The sequence below is a fragment of the Methanobrevibacter sp. genome (genome assembly GCF_045120835.1).
Classification (GTDB): domain Archaea; phylum Methanobacteriota; class Methanobacteria; order Methanobacteriales; family Methanobacteriaceae; genus Methanocatella.
In genome coordinates, this window is the sequence record NZ_JBGVFE010000054.1 from 1 (window position 1) to 19406 (window position 19406).

29 protein-coding genes and 1 pseudogene are annotated in these 19406 nt (G+C 34.3%); 6 read left to right on the forward strand and 24 right to left on the reverse strand.

Features of this window, described 5'->3' with window-relative positions; genetic code table 11:
• Positions 1-384: pseudogene (locus ACJMLO_RS05495) on the forward strand (alpha/beta hydrolase); the annotation flags it as partial.
• A 696-nt stretch (positions 385-1080) separates the two neighbouring features.
• On the opposite strand, the gene ACJMLO_RS05500 reads toward ACJMLO_RS05495, so the two are convergent.
• The 15 genes from ACJMLO_RS05500 to rnc form a co-directional block, all read right to left on the reverse strand.
• On the reverse strand, positions 1081-1455 hold the full coding sequence (locus ACJMLO_RS05500) for a HEPN domain-containing protein (RefSeq protein WP_405294718.1): 375 nt from the start codon (positions 1453-1455) through the stop codon (positions 1081-1083).
• Positions 1452-1757, reverse strand: a complete 306-nt coding sequence (locus tag ACJMLO_RS05505; RefSeq protein ID WP_405294720.1) for a nucleotidyltransferase domain-containing protein — start codon at positions 1755-1757, stop codon at positions 1452-1454. The genes ACJMLO_RS05500 and ACJMLO_RS05505 overlap by 4 nt, the downstream gene beginning before the upstream one ends.
• A 221-nt stretch (positions 1758-1978) precedes the next feature.
• On the reverse strand, positions 1979-3409 hold the full coding sequence (locus ACJMLO_RS05510) for a TrkH family potassium uptake protein (RefSeq protein WP_405294722.1): 1431 nt from the start codon (positions 3407-3409) through the stop codon (positions 1979-1981).
• Positions 3410-3701: 292 nt separating this feature from the next.
• The gene (locus ACJMLO_RS05515; RefSeq protein WP_405294724.1) at positions 3702-5144 is read right to left on the reverse strand and encodes an asparagine synthase-related protein; all 1443 of its coding nucleotides are present in this window, start codon (positions 5142-5144) and stop codon (positions 3702-3704) included.
• Positions 5145-5202: 58 nt separating this feature from the next.
• Positions 5203-5472, reverse strand: coding sequence for a zinc ribbon domain-containing protein (locus tag ACJMLO_RS05520; RefSeq protein ID WP_405294726.1), 270 nt, complete (start codon positions 5470-5472; stop codon positions 5203-5205).
• Positions 5473-5545: 73 nt separating this feature from the next.
• Positions 5546-6271: an ABC transporter permease gene (locus ACJMLO_RS05525; protein WP_405294728.1), complete on the reverse strand. Its 726-nt coding sequence runs from the start codon at positions 6269-6271 to the stop codon at positions 5546-5548.
• Between the two features lie 9 nt (positions 6272-6280).
• The gene (locus tag ACJMLO_RS05530; RefSeq protein ID WP_405294730.1) at positions 6281-7201 is read right to left on the reverse strand and encodes an ABC transporter ATP-binding protein; all 921 of its coding nucleotides are present in this window, start codon (positions 7199-7201) and stop codon (positions 6281-6283) included.
• A 61-nt stretch (positions 7202-7262) separates the two neighbouring features.
• Positions 7263-8105, reverse strand: coding sequence for a DUF4013 domain-containing protein (locus ACJMLO_RS05535; RefSeq protein ID WP_405294732.1), 843 nt, complete (start codon positions 8103-8105; stop codon positions 7263-7265).
• A gap of 9 nt (positions 8106-8114) precedes the next feature.
• Positions 8115-8846 (reverse strand): DUF4013 domain-containing protein, encoded by a 732-nt coding sequence (locus ACJMLO_RS05540; RefSeq protein ID WP_405294734.1) that lies wholly within the window; start codon positions 8844-8846, stop codon positions 8115-8117.
• 10 nt (positions 8847-8856) lie between these two features.
• Positions 8857-9093: a helix-turn-helix transcriptional regulator gene (locus ACJMLO_RS05545; RefSeq protein WP_116591747.1), complete on the reverse strand. Its 237-nt coding sequence runs from the start codon at positions 9091-9093 to the stop codon at positions 8857-8859.
• A gap of 424 nt (positions 9094-9517) precedes the next feature.
• Complete coding sequence (locus tag ACJMLO_RS05550; RefSeq protein WP_405294736.1) at positions 9518-10072, reverse strand: phosphatase PAP2 family protein; 555 nt, start codon at positions 10070-10072, stop codon at positions 9518-9520.
• 9 nt (positions 10073-10081) lie between these two features.
• A complete protein-coding gene (locus ACJMLO_RS05555) occupies positions 10082-10396 on the reverse strand; it encodes an AzlD domain-containing protein (protein ID WP_405294738.1) in 315 nt (104 codons plus the stop codon).
• The gene (locus ACJMLO_RS05560; protein ID WP_405294740.1) at positions 10396-11034 is read right to left on the reverse strand and encodes an AzlC family ABC transporter permease; all 639 of its coding nucleotides are present in this window, start codon (positions 11032-11034) and stop codon (positions 10396-10398) included. Before ACJMLO_RS05560 ends, ACJMLO_RS05555 begins: the two co-directional genes overlap by 1 nt.
• An 89-nt stretch (positions 11035-11123) precedes the next feature.
• The gene (locus ACJMLO_RS05565; protein WP_405294742.1) at positions 11124-12590 is read right to left on the reverse strand and encodes a homoserine O-acetyltransferase; all 1467 of its coding nucleotides are present in this window, start codon (positions 12588-12590) and stop codon (positions 11124-11126) included.
• On the reverse strand, positions 12591-13262 hold the full coding sequence (rnc, locus tag ACJMLO_RS05570; RefSeq protein WP_405294744.1) for a ribonuclease III: 672 nt from the start codon (positions 13260-13262) through the stop codon (positions 12591-12593).
• A gap of 168 nt (positions 13263-13430) precedes the next feature.
• Here rnc and ACJMLO_RS05575 point away from each other — a divergent pair, with 168 nt between their 5' ends.
• Positions 13431-13766, forward strand: coding sequence for a hypothetical protein (locus ACJMLO_RS05575; RefSeq protein ID WP_405294746.1), 336 nt, complete (start codon positions 13431-13433; stop codon positions 13764-13766).
• A gap of 10 nt (positions 13767-13776) precedes the next feature.
• On the opposite strand, the gene ACJMLO_RS05580 is transcribed toward ACJMLO_RS05575, so the two are convergent.
• The 4 genes from ACJMLO_RS05580 to ACJMLO_RS05595 form a co-directional block, all read right to left on the reverse strand.
• Positions 13777-14166, reverse strand: coding sequence for a hypothetical protein (locus ACJMLO_RS05580; protein WP_405294748.1), 390 nt, complete (start codon positions 14164-14166; stop codon positions 13777-13779).
• A gap of 7 nt (positions 14167-14173) precedes the next feature.
• Entirely contained in the window at positions 14174-14584 is a 411-nt protein-coding gene (locus ACJMLO_RS05585) for a hypothetical protein (RefSeq protein WP_405294750.1), read from the reverse strand.
• 167 nt (positions 14585-14751) lie between these two features.
• Positions 14752-14940 carry a 50S ribosomal protein L37e gene (locus ACJMLO_RS05590; protein WP_292793349.1) on the reverse strand — a complete coding sequence of 63 codons (189 nt, stop codon included), beginning with the start codon at positions 14938-14940 and terminating at the stop codon, positions 14752-14754.
• 57 nt (positions 14941-14997) lie between these two features.
• Positions 14998-15228, reverse strand: a complete 231-nt coding sequence (locus ACJMLO_RS05595) for an LSm family protein (protein ID WP_067042787.1) — start codon at positions 15226-15228, stop codon at positions 14998-15000.
• A 292-nt stretch (positions 15229-15520) separates the two neighbouring features.
• On the opposite strand from ACJMLO_RS05595, the gene ACJMLO_RS05600 reads away from it, so the two are divergent.
• The 3 genes from ACJMLO_RS05600 to arfB are packed head-to-tail and all read left to right on the forward strand — an operon-like array spanning position 15521 to position 17251.
• On the forward strand, positions 15521-16021 hold the full coding sequence (locus tag ACJMLO_RS05600) for a type II toxin-antitoxin system antitoxin SocA domain-containing protein (protein WP_405294753.1): 501 nt from the start codon (positions 15521-15523) through the stop codon (positions 16019-16021).
• A 45-nt stretch (positions 16022-16066) separates the two neighbouring features.
• The gene (locus tag ACJMLO_RS05605) at positions 16067-16549 is read left to right on the forward strand and encodes an RNA-binding protein (RefSeq protein WP_405294755.1); all 483 of its coding nucleotides are present in this window, start codon (positions 16067-16069) and stop codon (positions 16547-16549) included.
• Positions 16550-16558: 9 nt separating this feature from the next.
• Complete coding sequence (arfB, locus tag ACJMLO_RS05610; protein ID WP_405294757.1) at positions 16559-17251, forward strand: 2-amino-5-formylamino-6-ribosylaminopyrimidin-4(3H)-one 5'-monophosphate deformylase; 693 nt, start codon at positions 16559-16561, stop codon at positions 17249-17251.
• A gap of 14 nt (positions 17252-17265) precedes the next feature.
• Here the strand turns inward: arfB and ACJMLO_RS05615 are convergent, their stop codons facing one another.
• The gene (locus ACJMLO_RS05615) at positions 17266-17655 is read right to left on the reverse strand and encodes a hypothetical protein (RefSeq protein ID WP_405294759.1); all 390 of its coding nucleotides are present in this window, start codon (positions 17653-17655) and stop codon (positions 17266-17268) included.
• Between the two features lie 68 nt (positions 17656-17723).
• Here ACJMLO_RS05615 and ACJMLO_RS05620 point away from each other — a divergent pair, with 68 nt between their 5' ends.
• Positions 17724-18323 (forward strand): YigZ family protein, encoded by a 600-nt coding sequence (locus tag ACJMLO_RS05620; protein WP_405294761.1) that lies wholly within the window; start codon positions 17724-17726, stop codon positions 18321-18323.
• 12 nt (positions 18324-18335) lie between these two features.
• Here ACJMLO_RS05620 and ACJMLO_RS05625 read toward each other — a convergent pair whose 3' ends face one another.
• The 4 genes from ACJMLO_RS05625 to ACJMLO_RS05640 form a co-directional block, all read right to left on the reverse strand.
• Positions 18336-18446: a rubredoxin-like domain-containing protein gene (locus ACJMLO_RS05625; RefSeq protein ID WP_405294763.1), complete on the reverse strand. Its 111-nt coding sequence runs from the start codon at positions 18444-18446 to the stop codon at positions 18336-18338.
• Between the two features lie 11 nt (positions 18447-18457).
• Positions 18458-18577, reverse strand: a complete 120-nt coding sequence (locus ACJMLO_RS05630) for a rubredoxin (RefSeq protein ID WP_292604057.1) — start codon at positions 18575-18577, stop codon at positions 18458-18460.
• A 63-nt stretch (positions 18578-18640) separates the two neighbouring features.
• Positions 18641-18802: a rubredoxin gene (locus ACJMLO_RS05635; protein WP_405294765.1), complete on the reverse strand. Its 162-nt coding sequence runs from the start codon at positions 18800-18802 to the stop codon at positions 18641-18643.
• A gap of 21 nt (positions 18803-18823) precedes the next feature.
• Positions 18824-19384 carry an acyltransferase gene (locus ACJMLO_RS05640; protein WP_405294767.1) on the reverse strand — a complete coding sequence of 187 codons (561 nt, stop codon included), beginning with the start codon at positions 19382-19384 and terminating at the stop codon, positions 18824-18826.
• Positions 19385-19406 lie beyond the last annotated feature (22 nt).

Sequence of the window (19406 nt, forward strand, 5' to 3'; positions counted from 1 at the left end):
GGCAATGCAAACTGGGGCGGTGCCTTTGCTAAAAGACTTGAAATGATTCAAAAAATGCCTAAAAAAATTCGTCCTGCCCAATTGGACTTCATGCTTGAAGACTACATATACAAACACGGAGCAACATCCGAAACCATTTGCGATGAACTTAGAAAATTCGACAATACAGATATTATCAAAGATTTGGATTGTTTTACCATTGTAATGGATGGAACATCGGAAATGACACAGGGTGAAGCAAAAGTATTCTATGATATGCTTGACTGTGAAAAAGAATATCTATTGTTTGATGAAGATTCAGGTTCACAGATGCATGCCCAAATGGGAGGATATGCAACAGCAAGCGAAATGTTATTGGATTTAGTCGAAAAATACTTGAATTAATAGCATTTCATTTTTCTAATTTTTTAACTTCATATACTGTTGGAAACATTAAATATCAAACTGATAAACCTTACTAAAAAAAATATATTACAAACATGTAAGATCCAACTATCCTTAACATGAAAAAAGGCCTATAAATATATGTGAGTAATGTTAATGAATTGTTATCTATTGTATGACATGTGGCGATGCTTTTTATATAAAAATAGTTGATTTAATGTCTTATTGCAGAGAATAATCCCTACACTATCCTAATAGACATTAAATATAGATATAATAAATCCCAGTGGCACTGGTTTAAAAATAGATGATTACCGGCAATAATATTGTCACCAATTAGGACGACAAATAGTAATTAATAAGCCTACCGATTAATTGAATAGATGAAATATATTTCAAATATTTTTAAAATGTAGCCCTGTGATTATTCTCCACATTAACACCAGAATTGACTATTCAAAACTTAATTTTCTGATATATATCTCAGTGAAAAACAAGATTGAATTGTAAGAGGATGACTGTTAATGTCACTGCAACATCATTAAATCAAATCTAAAAAAAAAGTGGTTATTTAATTATCAACCTTATGTTAATGGAAAACATCAAATTGAAATATAGCCTACTCTCCTCTGTTATTTGAAATTTATCATGAAAAAATAATAAACAGAAATAATATTAAAAATTATTTTTAATAAATTATAAAAATTTTTTAGCTTCGGCTATGAATTCTTCAGCTTGGATTAAACAATCAAAGGCTTCTTGTTTATCAAAATTTACTGAAAAATCATAACTGGATTTTCTTCTAAGTTTTTTGGCATTAGAATAATAAGTATAAATTTCTTGACTGAAATCCCCATCATGAACAAAATCTTTACTAAACTGGGTTAGAATAATGTCATGTTTTTTACTGACAAAATCATGAGTAAGTAACAATGCTTTAGCTGCATCAAACATTGCATAATATGAATGAGTTATTGAACCTCGATATTTTCCAGCATCAAATAAAATTTGTGCCATGCTTAACTCTTCAACTGCTAAATCCATAACGCCATTAACTTCTTCAACATTCATATAGGAACACCTTCCGCCATCACTGTTTTAAGGAAGCTATAATCTTTTGTTTTATTAAAATGTTCTTCAGTCATCACATGTGGTGAAATTACTTCTTCTTTTTCAAGAATAAAATCTACGACGATATTATCAATCAGTGATTCCAATTCTTTGTTATCATGATCTAAGACAATTAAAATATCTATATCAGATTCATTATTATCATCGCCACGTGCAACAGAACCGAATAATATCATTCTAATAATTTCATCTGAATTAATAGCATTAGCAAACTCATGAGCAATTTCAATTCTATTATACAATTTAATCACCAATGATAAATTAGTTAATATAACATTTTAAGTTCATCAATAATAAATATTTTCAAACTGCGACTAGATGAAAAAACACAAATACACATATAAACTGTAATTTATAATCCTAACTATTTTAATATCTGAATCACATCCGAGTTTGCATATTCTTTTTTCAACACTCCGATTCAAACTAGACATTATGTTTTCAAATTGATGCAAAAGTGGAATTATCTTTTGAATATTTCAAATCCTGCTCTAAACAGTACCAATACTGGATATATCTCCAGTCTTCCAGTCCACATGTCCATCATACTGACTATCTTTAATATAGGGTTTAAGGTATGGTTAACTATTCCCAGCTCCAAACCATTGTTTCCCTGAAGTGACATTGCCGCAAACAGGCTTTTGAATGGATCATATCCAAATAAACAGAATAACGCCCATGTTATAAATATGAATATAAAGTAAAGTACGATGAATTTTCCAGCTTCCCCAATCGCTTTTTCAGATATTTGATGTCCATTTAGTTTTACAAGTACGATTCTGCCTTCAGGAGATAAGATTTCTTTAATACTTGCGTAAATTCCCTTACAGAATGTAATTGTACGGACAAGTTTTATTGCACCTACTGTGGAACCGCTTGAACCACCTATTAACATCAGGGCCATTAAACTGAGTATAACAAATGCCGGCCAGCCTGCCATTGCGTCCACTGAAGCTACACTGGCACCGGTTGTTGTAATGACAGAGGTTACTGTAAATACCAATTCCATCGGAATAATGTCTGAAACAAAATAAAGCATCAAACTGACAAACGCTATTATGCAGATGAGAACTTTAAATTGCAAATCCTTTATTAATGACTTCCCTTTCGTTTTAATTATTTTATAATGCACTAAAAAGCTAGTGGCACCCAATATCATTATGATTATCGAAATCAAATATATTAAATCATTTTGATAGTACCCGATATTGGCATTCTTAACTGCCATACCTCCTGTTGAAATTATACAGAAAGTATTGCAGACCGCATCAAAAATAGGCATTCCAGCAAGAATATATAATATTATACCAAATAAAGTATATACTCCATAAATCTTCAAGGTTTCTTCAATAGTGGCTTTAATACTTGGTTTTAATCTTTCATCACGAGCTTCGGACTGGTAAAGCCTTGAAGATATTGAACCCGGTGTAATGAACCTGAGCATAACAACAATTACACCCAGTCCTCCAACCCACTGTTCCAAAGCTCTGAAAAAGAGTATGCTATAAGGTAATATTTCCACATTTTCAAATATTGTTATTCCTGTGCCAGTTAATGCCGAAACACTTTCAAAAACACCATCGACAATAGGAATATTTGTTGATAGCGTAATAACAATACCTCCAACAAGACCTGCCCAAAACCATGCAAAAGATGAAATCATCATCCCGTGTTTTAGCCTTATCCTTTTAGAAGTATATGCATCGAAGTATTTCATGAAAAAATAACCCAATCCTATAGAAATCGCTCCCGGAACAATAAAACTGAACACATCAAATTCAAAAAATATTAAATCAATTATCAATGGAATTAAACACATTATGCCTATTCCAACCATAAGTATTCCGGAGTTTCTTGCAACAATCTTTAAATCAGTTCGTGAAATATACCTCATCAATTATATGATATTAAATAAAAGGTATATAATCTTATCTTGTGATGTGACAAAAAGTATTGAAACTTCTGCTCATTAGGATATCAAAACTGTAATTTATAAACCTATCTATTTTAAGGAATTAATTGATGAAAAATTGTTTAAAACATTTTTTATAATATATGGTTTCATATTATTCTTCATTTTAACACAAAAAAGTATCTATTGAATTATCAACCATATCTTGTTGGAACATCATATCCAATCAATATTTTACATCACATACATATTCTTCCAAATAACATATTTTAATTCAAAACTCTGATAAATCAGTATCCTTAATAATCTTTTTTCTTAAAATCTTGTCAATGCCCGTTCCATATTGAGCAGCCTTTTTAGGCCTGTAGGCTATATCATAGTCCAGACCTTCCTCAAAAGCGAGTTTTCTTAAAAAGCTTTTTCTCATGTCATCATGCATGGAAACTATCTTTTTATTGTCCGGAATGTTCAATACAAGTTCCACCAGCGCCTTATCCAAAAACGGCAGCCTTAACTCCACTGAGTTCAGCATTGAGCATGCATCATCCCTTTCAAGATTGACATGATACATGTTTGAAATATCTTCCCTGAGCTCATAATTTAAATTATCTTCAACAAAGCTTTTGAGATATCTTTTATAGCCTCCAAATAACTCATCTGCACCCTGACCGGAAATTGCCACCTTTATGCCGTCACGTGCAACCATTTGTGTTGCAAAATATGTTGTCAGGCCCACACCGACCTTCATCAGATTATCGTCACCTATAGCATGGACAACTGAAGGCAATGCTTCACGAATCATTTCTTCAGTTACCTCACAGATTTTCAAAGGCAAGTTTAGTGATTTTGATGCTTTTATTGCGGCTTCAAGATCTTTTGAGCCTTCAACACCGACAGCATAAAGTGTGACTTTAAGGGCAATGTTTTGTGAAATCTCTTTCAGCAGCAATGCCAAATATGAACTGTCTACACCCCCTGAAAATATTACACCGACACTATCTAATCCATCAATTCTTTTTGAAACACTTAATTTTAATAGCTTGTCTATTTTATTTACTTCACCTTCAAAGACTTTTTCATAAACCGCCTGTGTTGGAGATATATCATCACCATTATAAAGTATGTGTTCTGGCTTTAATGTTTCGATGTCACCAAGACCGACTTCCCTCAGGCAGTGGCGAGTTGATGCAAATCCGAAGAGTTCACCATTTTTTGAATAGAATAATGGTTTTACTCCTAAAGGATCTCTTGTGATGGCCAGATTTTCACCGTCAAAAACAGCATAAGCATAATCCCCGTCAATCAGGCGGTTTGCCATCTGAACAGCTCTCAGCAAATCCCCCTTGTTGTAAAAATCAATCAGCCAAAGCAGAGCTTCACTGTCAGAAGTGATATCCACTTCAACCCCTACCTTTTTAACCAGGTTCCTGATTGTCTTGAAGTTATATAATTCACCGTTGAAAACCAAAACCAAATTATCATTAGCTACCGGCTGAGGTACAGATATTCTTTCGTTTAAATCGTAAATTGAAAGTAAATTATGTCCAAAACCTATCTCATAATCCCTATCATCGTCAAATTCATCCAAATTGATGTTTAGTTTAATATCATCTAAAAAAACACCTGATGCATCCGGACCCCTTTTTTTTGATACCTTCAGCATTCTTATAATGTCATTACCTTTAAAATTACCTTTCAAACCAACAATTGAACACATGGTATAAGATATGAAACTAATAATACTTAAAATTTAAAAAGAAAAAAAAGTTGATGAGCTAGTCAGCCCATCTTTTCAATTTTGGAAATACATCCTTCATCATTGCTGATGCTTCGGATTTATCCATGTCAGGATGGCATTCACACATCTTTTCGATGCAGAAATTCATCATTTCATCCATAGACATGTCTGAAGTGAATTCACCATCCTTAAAGCAGTATATGCAATAATCCTCGTTTTTGGATCCGTCTTCATTTGTTCCTAAGACTTCATCATTATACAAAGGCATTGCACATGACTGGCAAAATTTCTGATTTTCATGATTCATAATATCACTTCCTAATTAACATTATACTGTCAATATATTTAAATCATTAGAGAGAGCAGATGATAACTAAAATTCATAATGCAACATCTGTTTTTGTAAAGTAAACATATGAGATTGTCAGTCCGATTACAAAAGTGGCCAGAATTACAGCATATGGAATGCCAATATTCACTCCATATTCGGCTATTTCACCGGATGAAATCAGATATGGGCATACCCAAGGAACATATGGCGCCCAGCTTTGGCCATATATCATCAGATTAACAAGTGACAGTGCGGCGCCTCCAACCATTGCAGGAACCATGTTTGTTATCAAAAGTGACAGGAACACAAATGGGGAGAATGTCAAAAACAACAGGACATTTGCCAACAATAGCTGCGCAAAGCTGTCAATCAGAAGTTTTATTGCAAATCCCTCAAGACCTGCAACAAATCCGCAGACCGCTGCCGATAGCGTTGTGACAACTGTCAAAATCACAATCCAAACCAGAAACATGACATATTTTGAAATCAGGAATCTGCCTCTTGATATCGGCAGACACAGCATTGACTTTATAGTATGCTCGTTATACTCCCTTCCAAAAATGTAGGAAATGATTATTGCAAAAAGAAGCACAGCGAACAATGCTGACATGTACATGTTGACATTGTCAAAAAGCATTTCAAAAGTGTTTCCCTCGCCGAATGCAGAAACTGCAATGAACATCAACAAGGGAGGCAGTACAGCTCCAATCAAGCTCAACAGAAATATGTTTGATCTTTTGAGTTTTAGAAATTCCATTTCAATGAAAGTTAGCATTTAATCACCTCAATTATTATTTATAATTCTTGTAAAGAATTCCTCAAGGTTTTCTTCACATAAACTGACCTTTGAAACATTTATTCCTGATTTGACAAATAAAGCATTGAAGGCATCCCTCAATTCCAGATGAGAATACAGATAAAGTGTTCCATCATCTGCATATTCAAAATCCACATTTGCCCGAAGTCCAAGTTCCTCAAGAATCCCGAGTGCAAGTTCAATGTCGGATACTTCAAATTCAACGAATTTGTCGAGTTTTCTGTGCAGATTCTCTTTTGTGATTTCTTCAATAAGAACCCCATTGTCCATGAATCCTATTACGTCTGCAATGTTTTCTATTTCACTTAGGATATGTGATGAAATCAGGATTGTTATTCCAAATTCATGGGCCAGTCTTTTAAGCAATGCCCTGATTTCCTTAATTCCGAATGGATCAAGACCATTTATCGGCTCGTCCAGAATCAGCAGTTCGGGATTATGCATAATCGCAGCAGCTATTCCCAGACGCTGTTTCATACCTAATGAAAAGTCCTTGAATTTTTTTGATTTTGCATTTTCCAGATTAACCATCTTAAGGACTGATTCAATCTTTAAAGGATTATAATTTCCCCTTAACTTTGAAATGATTTTGAGGTTTTCATAAGCTGTCAGATTCTCATAGAATCCTGGAGTTTCAATGATTGAACCAATTTTTGAATAAATTTCTTTTGAATGTTTTTTAGGGTCTTTTCCGAAAAGAAATATTTCCCCCTCGCTTGGATATGTGAGATTTAAAAGCATGCACATTGTTGTGGTTTTTCCGGCTCCGTTTTTGCCAAGAAGACCATAGATCTTTCCCTTTTCGACATGCATGTTGATTGAATCCACAACTTTCTCACTGGAATATATTTTTGACAAATTGTTTGTTTCGATGACATAGTCTGACATGTTAAAACTTCCATAAAATTAGTTAAAAAAAATAAATGCAGAATGTTTAAAAACATTCTGGCTATTTGATTGATTCTCTATATATTGATCCGCAAACCCTGCTGAAGAATACAGTTAAATAGGAAGATACGAAGAACGCTTCAATTACTCCTATAACAACTGATATGACAATCGCCTGATTGTTGATGGCAGCGGCAAATGCTGCGCTCAGGATGCTCAAAACAACCCCTACAGCCATATTGATAATCACGAAAACGATTACTGTAAACAGTACGGTTCCGATATATTTTCCCCATCCCAGATTTGCGATGTTGCCAATTATTTCACTTAAATCGAATGCCTTTTTAATGCTGTTGTGTGCAACCATATTGTTTAATGCCATAATCCAAAGCAAATAGCAGATAAAAGCAAACAATAATGATATCATCATTACAACAACAAACAATGAGGAATTGAACACCGATACAAGTATTCCCAACATCATTACAAGCACTACAGGAATACCGTATACGAGACTTACAGCGAAATATTTGATCCCCCTGATGAACATGCCCAGTATGTCTGCAAATCCCGGAAGATCATCTTTTTTATTAATTGAGAAGTCAATCACATTATACTGATATCCCATTATGAACAATGCCGCAACAAATGCGATTATCATCATGGCCACTCCCAGAAAAGTGTCTCCACTTGACAACATTGAGGCGTTCATGCCTGATGCAGTGAGATTGGCATTATGTTCCACAGTATCTATAACGGTTCTTGTTACGTCAACTGACCTAATGGTTAAAGCCATTAGCAGAAGCTCAACGATTGTAAATAATACTCCTAATCCAAAAACTTTTTTAATGTCTGTGAAAGGATATTTCAATCCCTCAACGACACAGTCTGTTATGCTTGCCATCCCATCACCTTATATCTGCATTGTGTATAACAATCCGGTGGATCTTGAATTGAATATGCTTAAGTACGGTCCGACAATGAACAATGTAACTGCCATATTGATGAATGCTCCTAAAAGGAATATTCCAGACGGATTAACACCTAAAACCGCTCCAGAAACTCCAAATGCGGTAAATATTATTCCAATTATTGCAGCTACGACAAATGAAATGACCAAAGTTATGATTATCAAACCCAAATATGTAGCAATGCATTCAAACCATCCTATTTCATCAATTACCTCTTTTAGTTCAGATATTGCAAATGCCTTTGAAAATGCACCCTCATTGTATGCCATGTGACATATTCCCATCTGAACCATCAGTTCTGCAATCACAAAAGCGACAAATGTTATTATGCATCCGATAATCATTATCGCTGATGATGCAGCACCACCAATTTGGCTTGAAATAAGTGCAAATACCAAAAAGAGGATTACTGGCACAAGCAAATAGAGAACTTGAATAATAGCCACTTTTACTCCATCGATGAACATGCTTATCAAATCATCGAAATCAGGTAATGGATCTCTGCCATTAATTACTCCGTGTACCGCTGTATTGATAACCCTATAATTATAACCTGTAATTAGAAATGCCGGAAGCAACAGGAAACTGAACAAACAGATTACTCCCAATATTACTAATTTTTTCCAGTCCTTTGCTGAATATTCTAATGCGTCCTTATATATATCTAAAATCATTTTCTATCACCTAATAGTAATCATCATCGAAAATAAATATTTCTTCCATAACAAAATACTTTTCTCGATCTCCTTTAAACATCATTTTATTGAAAACCTGGGTTATTTCATAAGCTAAAAACAAAGAGGGATTATACCTCCCGTTTTCAAGCGCATTAATCGTTTGACGGGTAACACCTACCTTGTCCCCAAGTTCTTTTTGGCTCATCTTGAGCTCTTGTCTTAAATATTTAATCATGGTTCTCATAGTAATCCACAAATTGATTAATTTTTGCAAAAAGTATTTAAGTACCTAAGCAATTATGTTAAAATATAATTACTTATGTTAATGTTACATTACATAGTATATAAAGTTTATGGTTTTTATTATAACAAATATTATAACTTTAAATTAATTAAATCAAGAAAAAATAACTTTATATTAAATATTAAGAATAAAAAATTTGAATTTAATATTTTAAATTTATTAAAAGATTAAATTATTAAATCAAATGAAAATAAGATAATTTCATAGTAATAATTTACAAACGAAATATTTATATAGTAGGTAAACCATCTTTAACATATGTAACATTTCTATAACAGATTTGTTACAAAAAAATAGTTCCAGGCAGAAAAAATCAGACTTATGCATTTTTCAACCTATTTTCCTCTATAATACTGCTTGGAACTTAAAATTTGATAATCTTATTTTTGTATCTGTTCACAACCAATGCACCAATAATACCTATAATGGCCCCTGCTAAGACATCAAATGGATAATGCACACCAACATACAATCTGGAAAATGGAATGACCAAAGCAAAAATGACCAAAGCAATATCAATTAACTTATAATGTTTTTTGGCCAATTCCTTCATGTTTAAAATATAGAATGTCACGACTGACAATGTTGAAGTGGAATGCCCTGATGGAAATGAAAGGGGATCATCTTCCGTTATTAACAGATGCACATTGTCCAAACTTACAAATGGCCTCGGTTCATTAACCAGATTCTTTAAAATGGCAGTGACCAAATCGGAACATAAAAATGCTATTAACGCCAAAATGGTGATTCTTCTAAGGGTTTTCTTACCCTTTAGATGTGCATAAAATATAATGACAATCAGCACAACCACCAATACCTTAAATCCTCCAAAATGAGTTATAACCGGCATTACTGCATCAAAAATCGGATTTTGAAGATTATGATTAAAGAAATAAAACAATTCCAAATTAATATCCATATTTACACCCTAAAAAAATGGTACAACAGAATAGACTGCAATTAAAATCACCACTGTCAATATTACAATAGCCCCCAAAGGAACCTTTTTCCATGCAAGTCCCGCTGCGACAATCGCCCCAATCAAACCTATATACCACAGTTGATTGTCGACCGTTAAGACTCCCGGACATATTAAGGCCGCAAGCGCAGTGTAGGGAATCAGATTTAGAAATTTCTCCGCCTTTGGAGGAAAATCCAATTTGTCAATGAATAATGCTGGAATCAATCTTGGGATGAATGTCACTATCGCACATCCAACTATAACGAGCATCATATAATCCATTACACATCACCTGCAAGCAGATATTCATCATCAACTATATACATTCCTATTGCAGCCCCAACAAGGGTCGATACTATCAAAGACCAGTTTCCTAAAATTTGGCTTAAAACGATGTTTAAAACAGCAGTTATTAAGACCAAAACGGCAATCTGTTTATTTTCTTTAATAGCAGGAGTCAAAATCGCTACAAACAATGCATACAGCGAAATGTTGAAACTGTTTGTAACAATTACCGGAAGAATATCCAAAAGAACAACACCGATTCCCGCTCCCAGACACCAGCTTAGCCATGCGGTTATGGCAATCCCCAGATATATCCAGATACTTGAATCCTCACTTAGCGAAAACATTGCAAAGGATTCGTCAACCGTTACATGGGCCGCCAAAATATTTAAGGGAGTATTGGAGTCTTCAACCTGATTCAAGACACATGTTGACATTACAAAATACCTTAGATTAACAACAAAATTGGTCAGTATGATTGCCATTGCACTTGCACCTGTCAAAACCATTGATGCGGCAATAATCTGGCCTGCTCCGGCATACACCAAAAAAGACATTGAGATTGTCTCCAGAGGAGTCATGCCTGCCTTAATGGCGATTGCAGCATAACCTATTCCCATTGGAACATAACCCATAGTTATCGGAACTGCCTTTTTAGCACCATCAATGAATTTAGATAATCTTGAAATAGTATCTCCCCAAAAAAAATTAAAAAAAGTGTAATTTAACTGAGTAAATTACTGATTTGATCTGTAGTAATCAAACCTAAGACTTTCATGTCCTCATCAACGACAGGAAGACAGGATATATCAAATTTACGCATTTTACGAGCTACATCCTCTATGCTTTCATGCGCATTACAATACTTGACTGTCTTTGTCATGATATCCTTAAGCTGATTGGCTCCAGTTGCAATCGATTTTGACAAATCCCAACTTGTAACAATACCTATTAGTTTTAAATCATCAGTTACAACAGGAATATGAGTTACATGCTTATCTACCATCAGTTTAGCCGCATCTTCGATATTGGCATTTTCACGAATTGTTGCTATTTTTTCCATCATGATGTCTTCAACGGTATTGTCCGCAAGGAACTTTGAAAGAATGTGGTTCAATTGTCCTTTTTCAAGCAGAAATGCATCGTGTCCATAATTGGATTTTATCTCTGAAAATGATGTTTCAACATCATTTGCATTAAGGGCAGTTACAATCTCTGTACTCTGTTCTGTTGGATATAACCAGTCGGAATCAACAGAAATTACCTCAACCTTAGTTTCAACACCCTTAAAACCATCAATTAAGGAACCATTTACGGATAAATCGAATAAATCCACTGCTTTTGTGATGAACAAATAACTGTTTGCATCGAAACGTTTTACAAAGACTTCACCCTGATGCTTCAGATAACTTTCAACCTGGAAATCCACTGAAAAGTCATAGCTGATTTCATCCTTGTCCTGAAGGCCACGTCCAAATTTGATGTCCATGGACTCGTCACTTAAATAAGTAATATGCGCAATCATGCGGGCAAGAGACAGACCACTGACCGGTACCTTGCCGGTTTCATAATAATTTCCCTTATTCCAGTCCGGATCTGCAAATATCGCCTGTCTGCCTACATCATTAAAAGCGATTTGCTGTGGAGATGAACTTGCGGTTGTAGCTATTGGAATTGCCTTTTTCATCATTTCAGGATAAGTAACCATCCATTCAAGAACCTGCATTCCTCCCATTGATCCTCCAATTACTGCAGTCAATTGAGTTATTCCGAATGAATCGATTAATTTCTTTTGAACCTGAACCATATCTCCAATAGTAACTACAGGAAAATCAAGACCATAGGGCTTTTTAGTTTTTGGATTGATTGAACTCGGACCTGTTGTTCCTTTACATCCTCCCAAAACATTTGAACAGATTATAAAGTATTTCTCACTGTCCAAGGATTTTCCGGGACCTATTACAATTTCCCACCAGCCTGGCTTTTTATCTCCCTCATGCCATCCGGCAGCATGTGCATCACCTGTTAAAGCATGACAGATTAAAATAGCGTTGGATTTGTCCTTGTTAAGCTCACCATATGTTTCATAAGCTACGCTGACATTATCTAAAATTTCGCCACTATCTAATTTGATTGGCTCATCAATATGGAAGTATTTTGTCTCTACAATACCAACAGATTCTTTGTTCATTTAATTTCTCCCAAGTCGTAATTTACGCATTGCTCCTCTTGCTGCTGACTGTTCGGCTTCTTTTTTATTCTTGCCTCTTCCAACACCCATCTCCTGTCCGTCAACCAGACATGCCATGATAAATGTCTTATCATGAGGAACGCCATACTCCTTTAATATTTTATATTCGACGGATAATTCCTTTGCATCTCCGTATTCCTTCATAGCAGATTTATAATCCTCAAAAAATACTCTATCCTGATCAATATATTTGAAAATTGATTTTTTTACGAAATCCTTTGCAAATTCTATGCCTTGATCAATGAATATTGCTCCCAAAAATGATTCAAACAAATCCGCCGTTATGGATATTACCTCATTTTTTGTCAGGTTTGACTCCTCTATTGCAACACGAAGATAATCTTTCAGCTTTAACTTCTGTGAGTAATATATTAATGCATTCTGACAAACGAAGTTGGATCTTTTTTTGGTCAGTTCTCCTTCTTCATAATCAGGATATTTCTTATATAAATATTCAGATACAATTAAACTCAAAACGGAATCTCCTAAAAACTCCAATCTTTCATAATTGTAATCCAAATCATGAAGCACAGCATAGGAAGCATGTGTAAATGCCACCTCATACAAATGTTCATTTTCAGTTTCGATATCAAATTTTTCAAACAAATTCATTTTCAAAGCCCAAACATAAATTATTAATAATATTATTAATTATGTAATTGAACTTATATATAGATATTATATAACAATAGTTATATTTAAATATTACTTATCTCATGCTCTCACACTTTCTATTTATATGCTCATTTTAAGAATTACTATTAAAAAGGAGTTGGCAATATGATTATTAATTGGCAAGAAGAAATGAAAAGAATCGACCCAGACATAAAATTCAGAGCTCAAGGCGGATGGTTGAAAACCGTGGAACAATTAGATAAAAGCGTTAAAAACGGTTATTCACTAGTTGGAGACTTTGTTCAGGCAGGCAACTTCGAAGAAGAATATTCAGAAGGAATATATCTCGACTGCAACAAGGAAGGCAGTGCCAAAAAACCCCAAGTGGACTACAGACTGTTCCGTTTTAGAGACGGCAAGGTAAGACTGCTTGACATGGTAATCGATGGCAGTCAAGGCTGGGCAGTCGATTTATGGGATGCCTTGGAAGGGGAGCTATAAAAAAATAGAGTTATTTAGAAAATCTGCCTCGAGGCATGAATTTCGAAACTCTTTTAACTTGAATGTATTCACCAGGTTTATAGCAATGAGATTCCTCAAGGAGAAGTATCTTGTGGTCAAGATTTCGGGAAAAGTTTTTGGCTTTGCCTTCAATTATTCCTCTGAAATTCACATTGACTTCCCCTGTTCCTCCAATATCCATTGTTAATTTCCCGGAAGAATCCATGGTATCAAAGAAATCTTCCAAATCCATCATTTCAAATATTGGAGCAACATAACTTAAAGCCATCAGACCATTTTGATTTTCGCGAAGCTGAATTCTTCTCTGATCGAGTTGAATACTCTCGCCTGTTTTGGATTTTTTCAATACAAGAGTATTGTTAAACTCATCATTAAACATTTTATCACTATCCTATGTGGCAGAACTCACAACAGGCACATGTTGGGGCGAAATATGAATCTTCAGCTTCCACAATTGCTTTTTGAGCAAATAATGTGATGTTGAATTTCGGTTCATATTCAACGCTAACTTCCTTAGTCATTGGGGATAAACCCCTATAATAAACTGGCCTGTAGCCGGTTTGTGAAATATCAAAATAGAATTTCTCACCGGTTGTAAATCTACTGAAATATTCTTCAAGTGCCAATGCCTGTTTTGGAGTGATTGAAAAAGTGAATCCCATAGTATCATCACTTCTTTGCCTTATTCCGGCATTAGAAATGTCAACAGCCAATATGTCATCTTCACCCCTTACAAAAACAACACAGTTTTCCAAATCCACATCATTTTCCAAAGCAATATCTTTCAATTCAGTCATTTTATTGACCTCCTAAAATTTAGTTATACCTAAATTAATTTAACAACAAATTAGTTAATAAACTTATCTAAAAAAAGAACTATATAAAATAATCAGTAACCAAAAAGTAATCAAAAAAAGTATTTGAGAGGAAGATTAATTTAATAATCTTCACAAATTTAACCAACCTATACCAATCTTTGTCTGGTAGTTGGTTTTTTATTTTGCCAGCTGTATCTCCTTAATTTGCTAGATTTACCAAATCCGCAAGAAGCACAGACTTTTTTACGTATGTGATAAGTGTTTTTACCACATCTCCTACATCTGATATGGGTCTTTTTATTCTTTTTACCCATTGATGGAGTTCCCTTTGACATTGATACACCTCCTTAAGCTATCGTAAAAATATAATCTAGAAAAGTATTGAATAATACTTATGGTGAAATATAAACAATATTGTCTCCTCTAATGAGCACAACACCGAGTCTTCTTGTTACTTCTCCGTCTTGTAACTCTTCTGCATCATTAAGAACTAAATTCATATGTAAATCAAAGCTCTTAAGTATACCTCTAAATTCACGATCTCCTTTGAGTTTTATTAAAACAGGAGCATCCACAGATTTTCCTAATGCGTCAAGTGGTCTTTGAACATTTTGTCCGCTCATTATATCACCTTATATTATTACAAATTTTAGTTTTTTAATATGAATAGAGTAATTTATACTCCCTATTAGACATAATATAATCAAGTTAAGATAAGACAAAACCTAATTAAAACTAATACTATTAAATATAACTAACCTAGTATATAAATGTTACCTTAATTTAAGTGAAAATTAAGAAAAAAGAAATATTAATATTAAATTAATCAGGCGATTACTTATCTCATGCTCTCACACTTTAATTATATTGGCCAAGGCACAAAAATATTTCCACCCAACCATCACTGTGATTACAATGAGATTCAAGCGCCAAAAATATACTGATTTAATAATGTACATTCTTTCCAAATCGGCAAATAAACCAAATTTTGGAAAAACCGTGCTTTGCAGCATCATGTATTTCATTGATTTCAACTATTACGAGTGCTATGGCAAACTGATGACCAACGAGACTTATATCAAATCCAGAAGAGGAATAAAACCTATCCATTTTAGAGAGGTCAGTGACGAATTGATTTCCAAGAATCAGTTGTTTTTTAGAAAAGAACCCTATTATAATCGAATAATATATAAATATTATCCGCTAATCATTCCCAATATTAAATTCAAACTCAAAGAACTTGATATAATCAATTATTCAATCAATAAACTAAGCAACAAAAATGCAACAAGCATCACAAGATATGCAATTAAAGATCCCCCAATAACAATTGCCAAGCTTGGGGATGAAATTGATTTTAGATATGTTTTTTCAAGAGATAATGAATATTCCCTTTTGAATGAATATATTTATTAAGTGAAAATACAAACTATTATTCAATAGAAAAATATTGGGGTAACTATGACTATAAAAGTTAAAAAAAGAAATTTCTTGAAAAAAAAGAAAATTAAAGAAATAAAAACTGAATTAGGCGAATATGGTGATTTACTTCAAGGAAAAAAGAAAGTTGAAATACTTGAAGCGGAACCTAATTCATTTATTCTGGTGGATGGCGAACCATACATTATAATAATTGATGGCAAAGCATTCCCAACACTTAAGGCAATACTCAATACTGATGTGGAATCCAAAACAGTGACAGTAGATATGGGCGCCATCAGATTTGTAAGCAACGGTGCAGACATCATGAGCCCTGGAATTGTAGACGCCTCCGAAGGCGTTGAAGTGGGAGATATTGTCTTGATTATAGATGAAACCCATGGAAAGCCACTGGCAATTGGCGTGAGTCTAATCAGTGGAGAGGAAATGGTTGAAAATGATTCCGGAAAAGCTGTTGAAACCAAACATTATGTTGGTGACGAAATCTGGAACTTTGAGTTATAGGTGATAATTATGGCTGAATTGAGATACAGAGCAGGCAAAATCAGAGACCCCGGCGTTCACAAAATCGGAATAATCGCACTCGGATCACACTTGGAAAACCATGGCCCGGCACTTCCGATAGATACAGATGCCAAAATCGGAGCACATATTGCCTTCCAATCTTCACTTCTGACCGGCGCCAAATTTTTAGGAATAATATTCCCCGCTTATGAACTGGATACAATCGACCATGGAGTCCATGTTTCTCTTGAAGTGCTAAAAGAAAACGTAATCAATACTTTAAATCAGGCCAAACAATTCCTGGACATTGAAAAAGTTGTTATTGTAAATGCCCATGGAGGAAATATTCCATTGGTAGCTGAACTATGGGACATTGAAGACAAAACAGGACTGTCAATAACATTCAACAACAAGGTAATCTCCTCTGAAGGTCCACACGGAGGAAGCGGCGAACTGTCAATGGCCAAGGTATTAGGCATTGTTAATGAAGATGAACTTGAAAATCAAGCAAATGTTAGAGAATTTGAAGAAGTTGGCCTGCACGGATTTAAACAGGCACGAAAAGATGATCCCAATATTGAAGAAGGTGCAAAAGACGTTGAAGAAAACGGCGTATATATTGATGAAGAATATGGTGAAAGACTGTTTAACCTAGCCATTAATGCCGTAATATTTGATGTTGAAAAATTATTAGACTTTTAAAATGAAAAAAAGGATTATCCAGTGGTAGTTTCAACACTAGATGAACTATCTGAAGTAGTTTCAACATCACTACTTCTTGAATCCTTAGATGAATCCGTAGTGGTTTCAACATCACTACTTTTTTCTTTAGATGAATCGGTAGTTGTCTCTACATCAGAATCATCACTGTCATCTGATGATGAGTCATAACTTGAATAATCATCATATTGCTGATAACCGTAACTGTCACCACTATTGGCTGAATCATCAGTAATAGCTGAAAGATTATCCAGTATTCCTCCAGATTCACTTTCATTAGGTAAAATTGAAATTGGACCAGTCATAGATGCAAAGACACTTGCAAAACAAAATGCAAGAACCGCAACTATAAAAATCACCAAAACTGTAGCAGATCTACTTGACACAATTAACACCTTTTGTAAAATTAATTAAACTTAATATGTTTGATGCCATATATAAATATATTGATACAATGAAAACTATTAAAAAACCTGTCCAAAGTGAAATAAATATAAAAAAATCCCAATTCATATGCTGTCTTTTTCCAACAAAAAACAAAAAGGAATCTAAAGAGATCATCCAAAAATTAAACCAGAAATACAGCGATGCAACTCACAACTGTACTGCGTATATTGTTGGAGATGGAGAAGGCTTCGATGATGATGGGGAGCCTGGCGGAACAGCAGGCAAACCAATGATTAACGTATTGCGGAAAAATGAGCTTCACAACGTGACCGCCATCGTTACAAGATATTTCGGTGGAATCAAACTTGGTGCCGGCGGACTTGTAAGAGCATATTCCAAATCAGTCATGGAAGCCATTGGAGAAGCAGAAATAGTGGAAATTGAAGAATATGATGTATATGAACTTGTTTTTGAATATTCAGATATAAAAATAGCCGATACAGAAGTTAGAAACAACAGCCTAGAGACAATTGATAAAGATTACTCAGATAAGGTCAGATACTCAGTCGTGTCAAAAGATAATCGGGACATAGAGAAAATATTTGAAAAATATCTAGGTAAAATAAGTGTTAATTTTAAAAATAAGCAATTTTTAGAAAAAATTTAAAAAGTGAAGAACTCATTGTTCTTCAAAATTTGCTGCAGGCACGCCACAAGTTGGGCATACAAAATCATCTGGCAATTCGTCTTCTTCCAAAACGAAACCGCAAACTTTACAAACGTAAGCCATCTAAACCGACCCTATTCAATCTTTTCGAACATGTCAGCAGTTGCGCCGCACATTGGACATTTGTAGTCTTCTGGAAGTTCATCGAACTCATCAGTTACAAACCCGCATAATTTACATTTAAATTTTGCCATAATAACAATCTCCTTTAAATTTTTTTTTATTAATAATAGTATATGGATTATTAATATATAAAATTAATCAATTTTTTCAAACATATTCTTTGGCATTCTGCATTTTGGACACTTGAATGAAGATGGCAAATCATCCAGTTTTGTTCCGGCAGGAATATTTAAACCCTCTTCAATGTTATCCTCATCAAAAATGTATCCGCAAATCTTACATTTATATTTAGCCATAGTATAATCTCCATTGAATATCTAAAATCTATTTGGAACTTTTAAATGGTCCGGAAGAGGCTTGATACGGGCAGGTGTTCCAATAGCCAAGTAGAATGGTGGAACTGAATGTATCACAATAGCTCCGGCAGCCACAATAGACCCTTCACCAACTTCAACATTTGACAAGAAAGTGGTGTTACCTCCAATTGAAGCTCCACGTCTAACTTTAGGTCCTTGAAGTTCATAATTTATCCTTACAGGATATTTATCATTTGTAAAACAAGCACAAGGTCCAATAAACACATTATCTTCAATTACAGAATTGGTTGGAATATAAACATTAGACTGAATGCTGACATCATTTCCAATAATTACATCCCCTTCGATAACTGTATTGGTTCCAATTAAAACATCATCCCCAATGTTGGTATTCTCTCTTATAACCACATTATGACCTGTTCTGAAATTATCTCCGATGACGACATCATTATAGATAATTGAATTGGATCTGATTGTATGATTCTTACCTATTACTGGAGGTCTTGAATTTGGTGAATATTCAACACCAAACTGAATATTTTGATCTTTGGGGAAATTCAATTCTGGTTTTGATAAATCAGGT

What these genes read in the sequence shown, in the direction of transcription:
- ACJMLO_RS05600 (WP_405294753.1), top strand. Translation starts at nt 15,521, where the DNA reads ATGAGATTCAAGCGCCAAAAATATACTGATTTAATAATGTACATTCTT.
- ACJMLO_RS05560 (WP_405294740.1), bottom strand. Translation starts at nt 11,034, where the DNA reads ATGGGTTATGTTCCAATGGGAATAGGTTATGCTGCAATCGCCATTAAG.
- ACJMLO_RS05515 (WP_405294724.1), bottom strand. Translation starts at nt 5,144, where the DNA reads ATGTGTTCAATTGTTGGTTTGAAAGGTAATTTTAAAGGTAATGACATT.
- ACJMLO_RS05630 (WP_292604057.1), bottom strand. Translation starts at nt 18,577, where the DNA reads ATGGCAAAATTTAAATGTAAATTATGCGGGTTTGTAACTGATGAGTTC.
- ACJMLO_RS05520 (WP_405294726.1), bottom strand. Translation starts at nt 5,472, where the DNA reads ATGAATCATGAAAATCAGAAATTTTGCCAGTCATGTGCAATGCCTTTG.
- ACJMLO_RS05565 (WP_405294742.1), bottom strand. Translation starts at nt 12,590, where the DNA reads ATGAACAAAGAATCTGTTGGTATTGTAGAGACAAAATACTTCCATATT.
- ACJMLO_RS05635 (WP_405294765.1), bottom strand. Translation starts at nt 18,802, where the DNA reads ATGGCTAAATATAAATGTAAGATTTGCGGATACATTTTTGATGAGGAT.
- ACJMLO_RS05585 (WP_405294750.1), bottom strand. Translation starts at nt 14,584, where the DNA reads ATGACTGAATTGAAAGATATTGCTTTGGAAAATGATGTGGATTTGGAA.
- ACJMLO_RS05500 (WP_405294718.1), bottom strand. Translation starts at nt 1,455, where the DNA reads ATGAATGTTGAAGAAGTTAATGGCGTTATGGATTTAGCAGTTGAAGAG.
- ACJMLO_RS05525 (WP_405294728.1), bottom strand. Translation starts at nt 6,271, where the DNA reads ATGCTAACTTTCATTGAAATGGAATTTCTAAAACTCAAAAGATCAAAC.
- ACJMLO_RS05535 (WP_405294732.1), bottom strand. Translation starts at nt 8,105, where the DNA reads ATGGCAAGCATAACAGACTGTGTCGTTGAGGGATTGAAATATCCTTTC.
- ACJMLO_RS05590 (WP_292793349.1), bottom strand. Translation starts at nt 14,940, where the DNA reads ATGTCAAAGGGAACTCCATCAATGGGTAAAAAGAATAAAAAGACCCAT.
- ACJMLO_RS05545 (WP_116591747.1), bottom strand. Translation starts at nt 9,093, where the DNA reads ATGAGAACCATGATTAAATATTTAAGACAAGAGCTCAAGATGAGCCAA.
- ACJMLO_RS05625 (WP_405294763.1), bottom strand. Translation starts at nt 18,446, where the DNA reads ATGGCTTACGTTTGTAAAGTTTGCGGTTTCGTTTTGGAAGAAGACGAA.
- ACJMLO_RS05540 (WP_405294734.1), bottom strand. Translation starts at nt 8,846, where the DNA reads ATGATTTTAGATATATATAAGGACGCATTAGAATATTCAGCAAAGGAC.
- ACJMLO_RS05575 (WP_405294746.1), top strand. Translation starts at nt 13,431, where the DNA reads ATGATTATTAATTGGCAAGAAGAAATGAAAAGAATCGACCCAGACATA.
- ACJMLO_RS05550 (WP_405294736.1), bottom strand. Translation starts at nt 10,072, where the DNA reads ATGGATATTAATTTGGAATTGTTTTATTTCTTTAATCATAATCTTCAA.
- ACJMLO_RS05580 (WP_405294748.1), bottom strand. Translation starts at nt 14,166, where the DNA reads ATGTTTAATGATGAGTTTAACAATACTCTTGTATTGAAAAAATCCAAA.
- ACJMLO_RS05510 (WP_405294722.1), bottom strand. Translation starts at nt 3,409, where the DNA reads ATGAGGTATATTTCACGAACTGATTTAAAGATTGTTGCAAGAAACTCC.
- arfB (WP_405294757.1), top strand. Translation starts at nt 16,559, where the DNA reads ATGGCTGAATTGAGATACAGAGCAGGCAAAATCAGAGACCCCGGCGTT.
- ACJMLO_RS05595 (WP_067042787.1), bottom strand. Translation starts at nt 15,228, where the DNA reads ATGAGCGGACAAAATGTTCAAAGACCACTTGACGCATTAGGAAAATCT.
- ACJMLO_RS05555 (WP_405294738.1), bottom strand. Translation starts at nt 10,396, where the DNA reads ATGGATTATATGATGCTCGTTATAGTTGGATGTGCGATAGTGACATTC.
- ACJMLO_RS05605 (WP_405294755.1), top strand. Translation starts at nt 16,067, where the DNA reads ATGACTATAAAAGTTAAAAAAAGAAATTTCTTGAAAAAAAAGAAAATT.
- rnc (WP_405294744.1), bottom strand. Translation starts at nt 13,262, where the DNA reads ATGAATTTGTTTGAAAAATTTGATATCGAAACTGAAAATGAACATTTG.
- ACJMLO_RS05620 (WP_405294761.1), top strand. Translation starts at nt 17,724, where the DNA reads ATGAAAACTATTAAAAAACCTGTCCAAAGTGAAATAAATATAAAAAAA.
- ACJMLO_RS05530 (WP_405294730.1), bottom strand. Translation starts at nt 7,201, where the DNA reads ATGTCAGACTATGTCATCGAAACAAACAATTTGTCAAAAATATATTCC.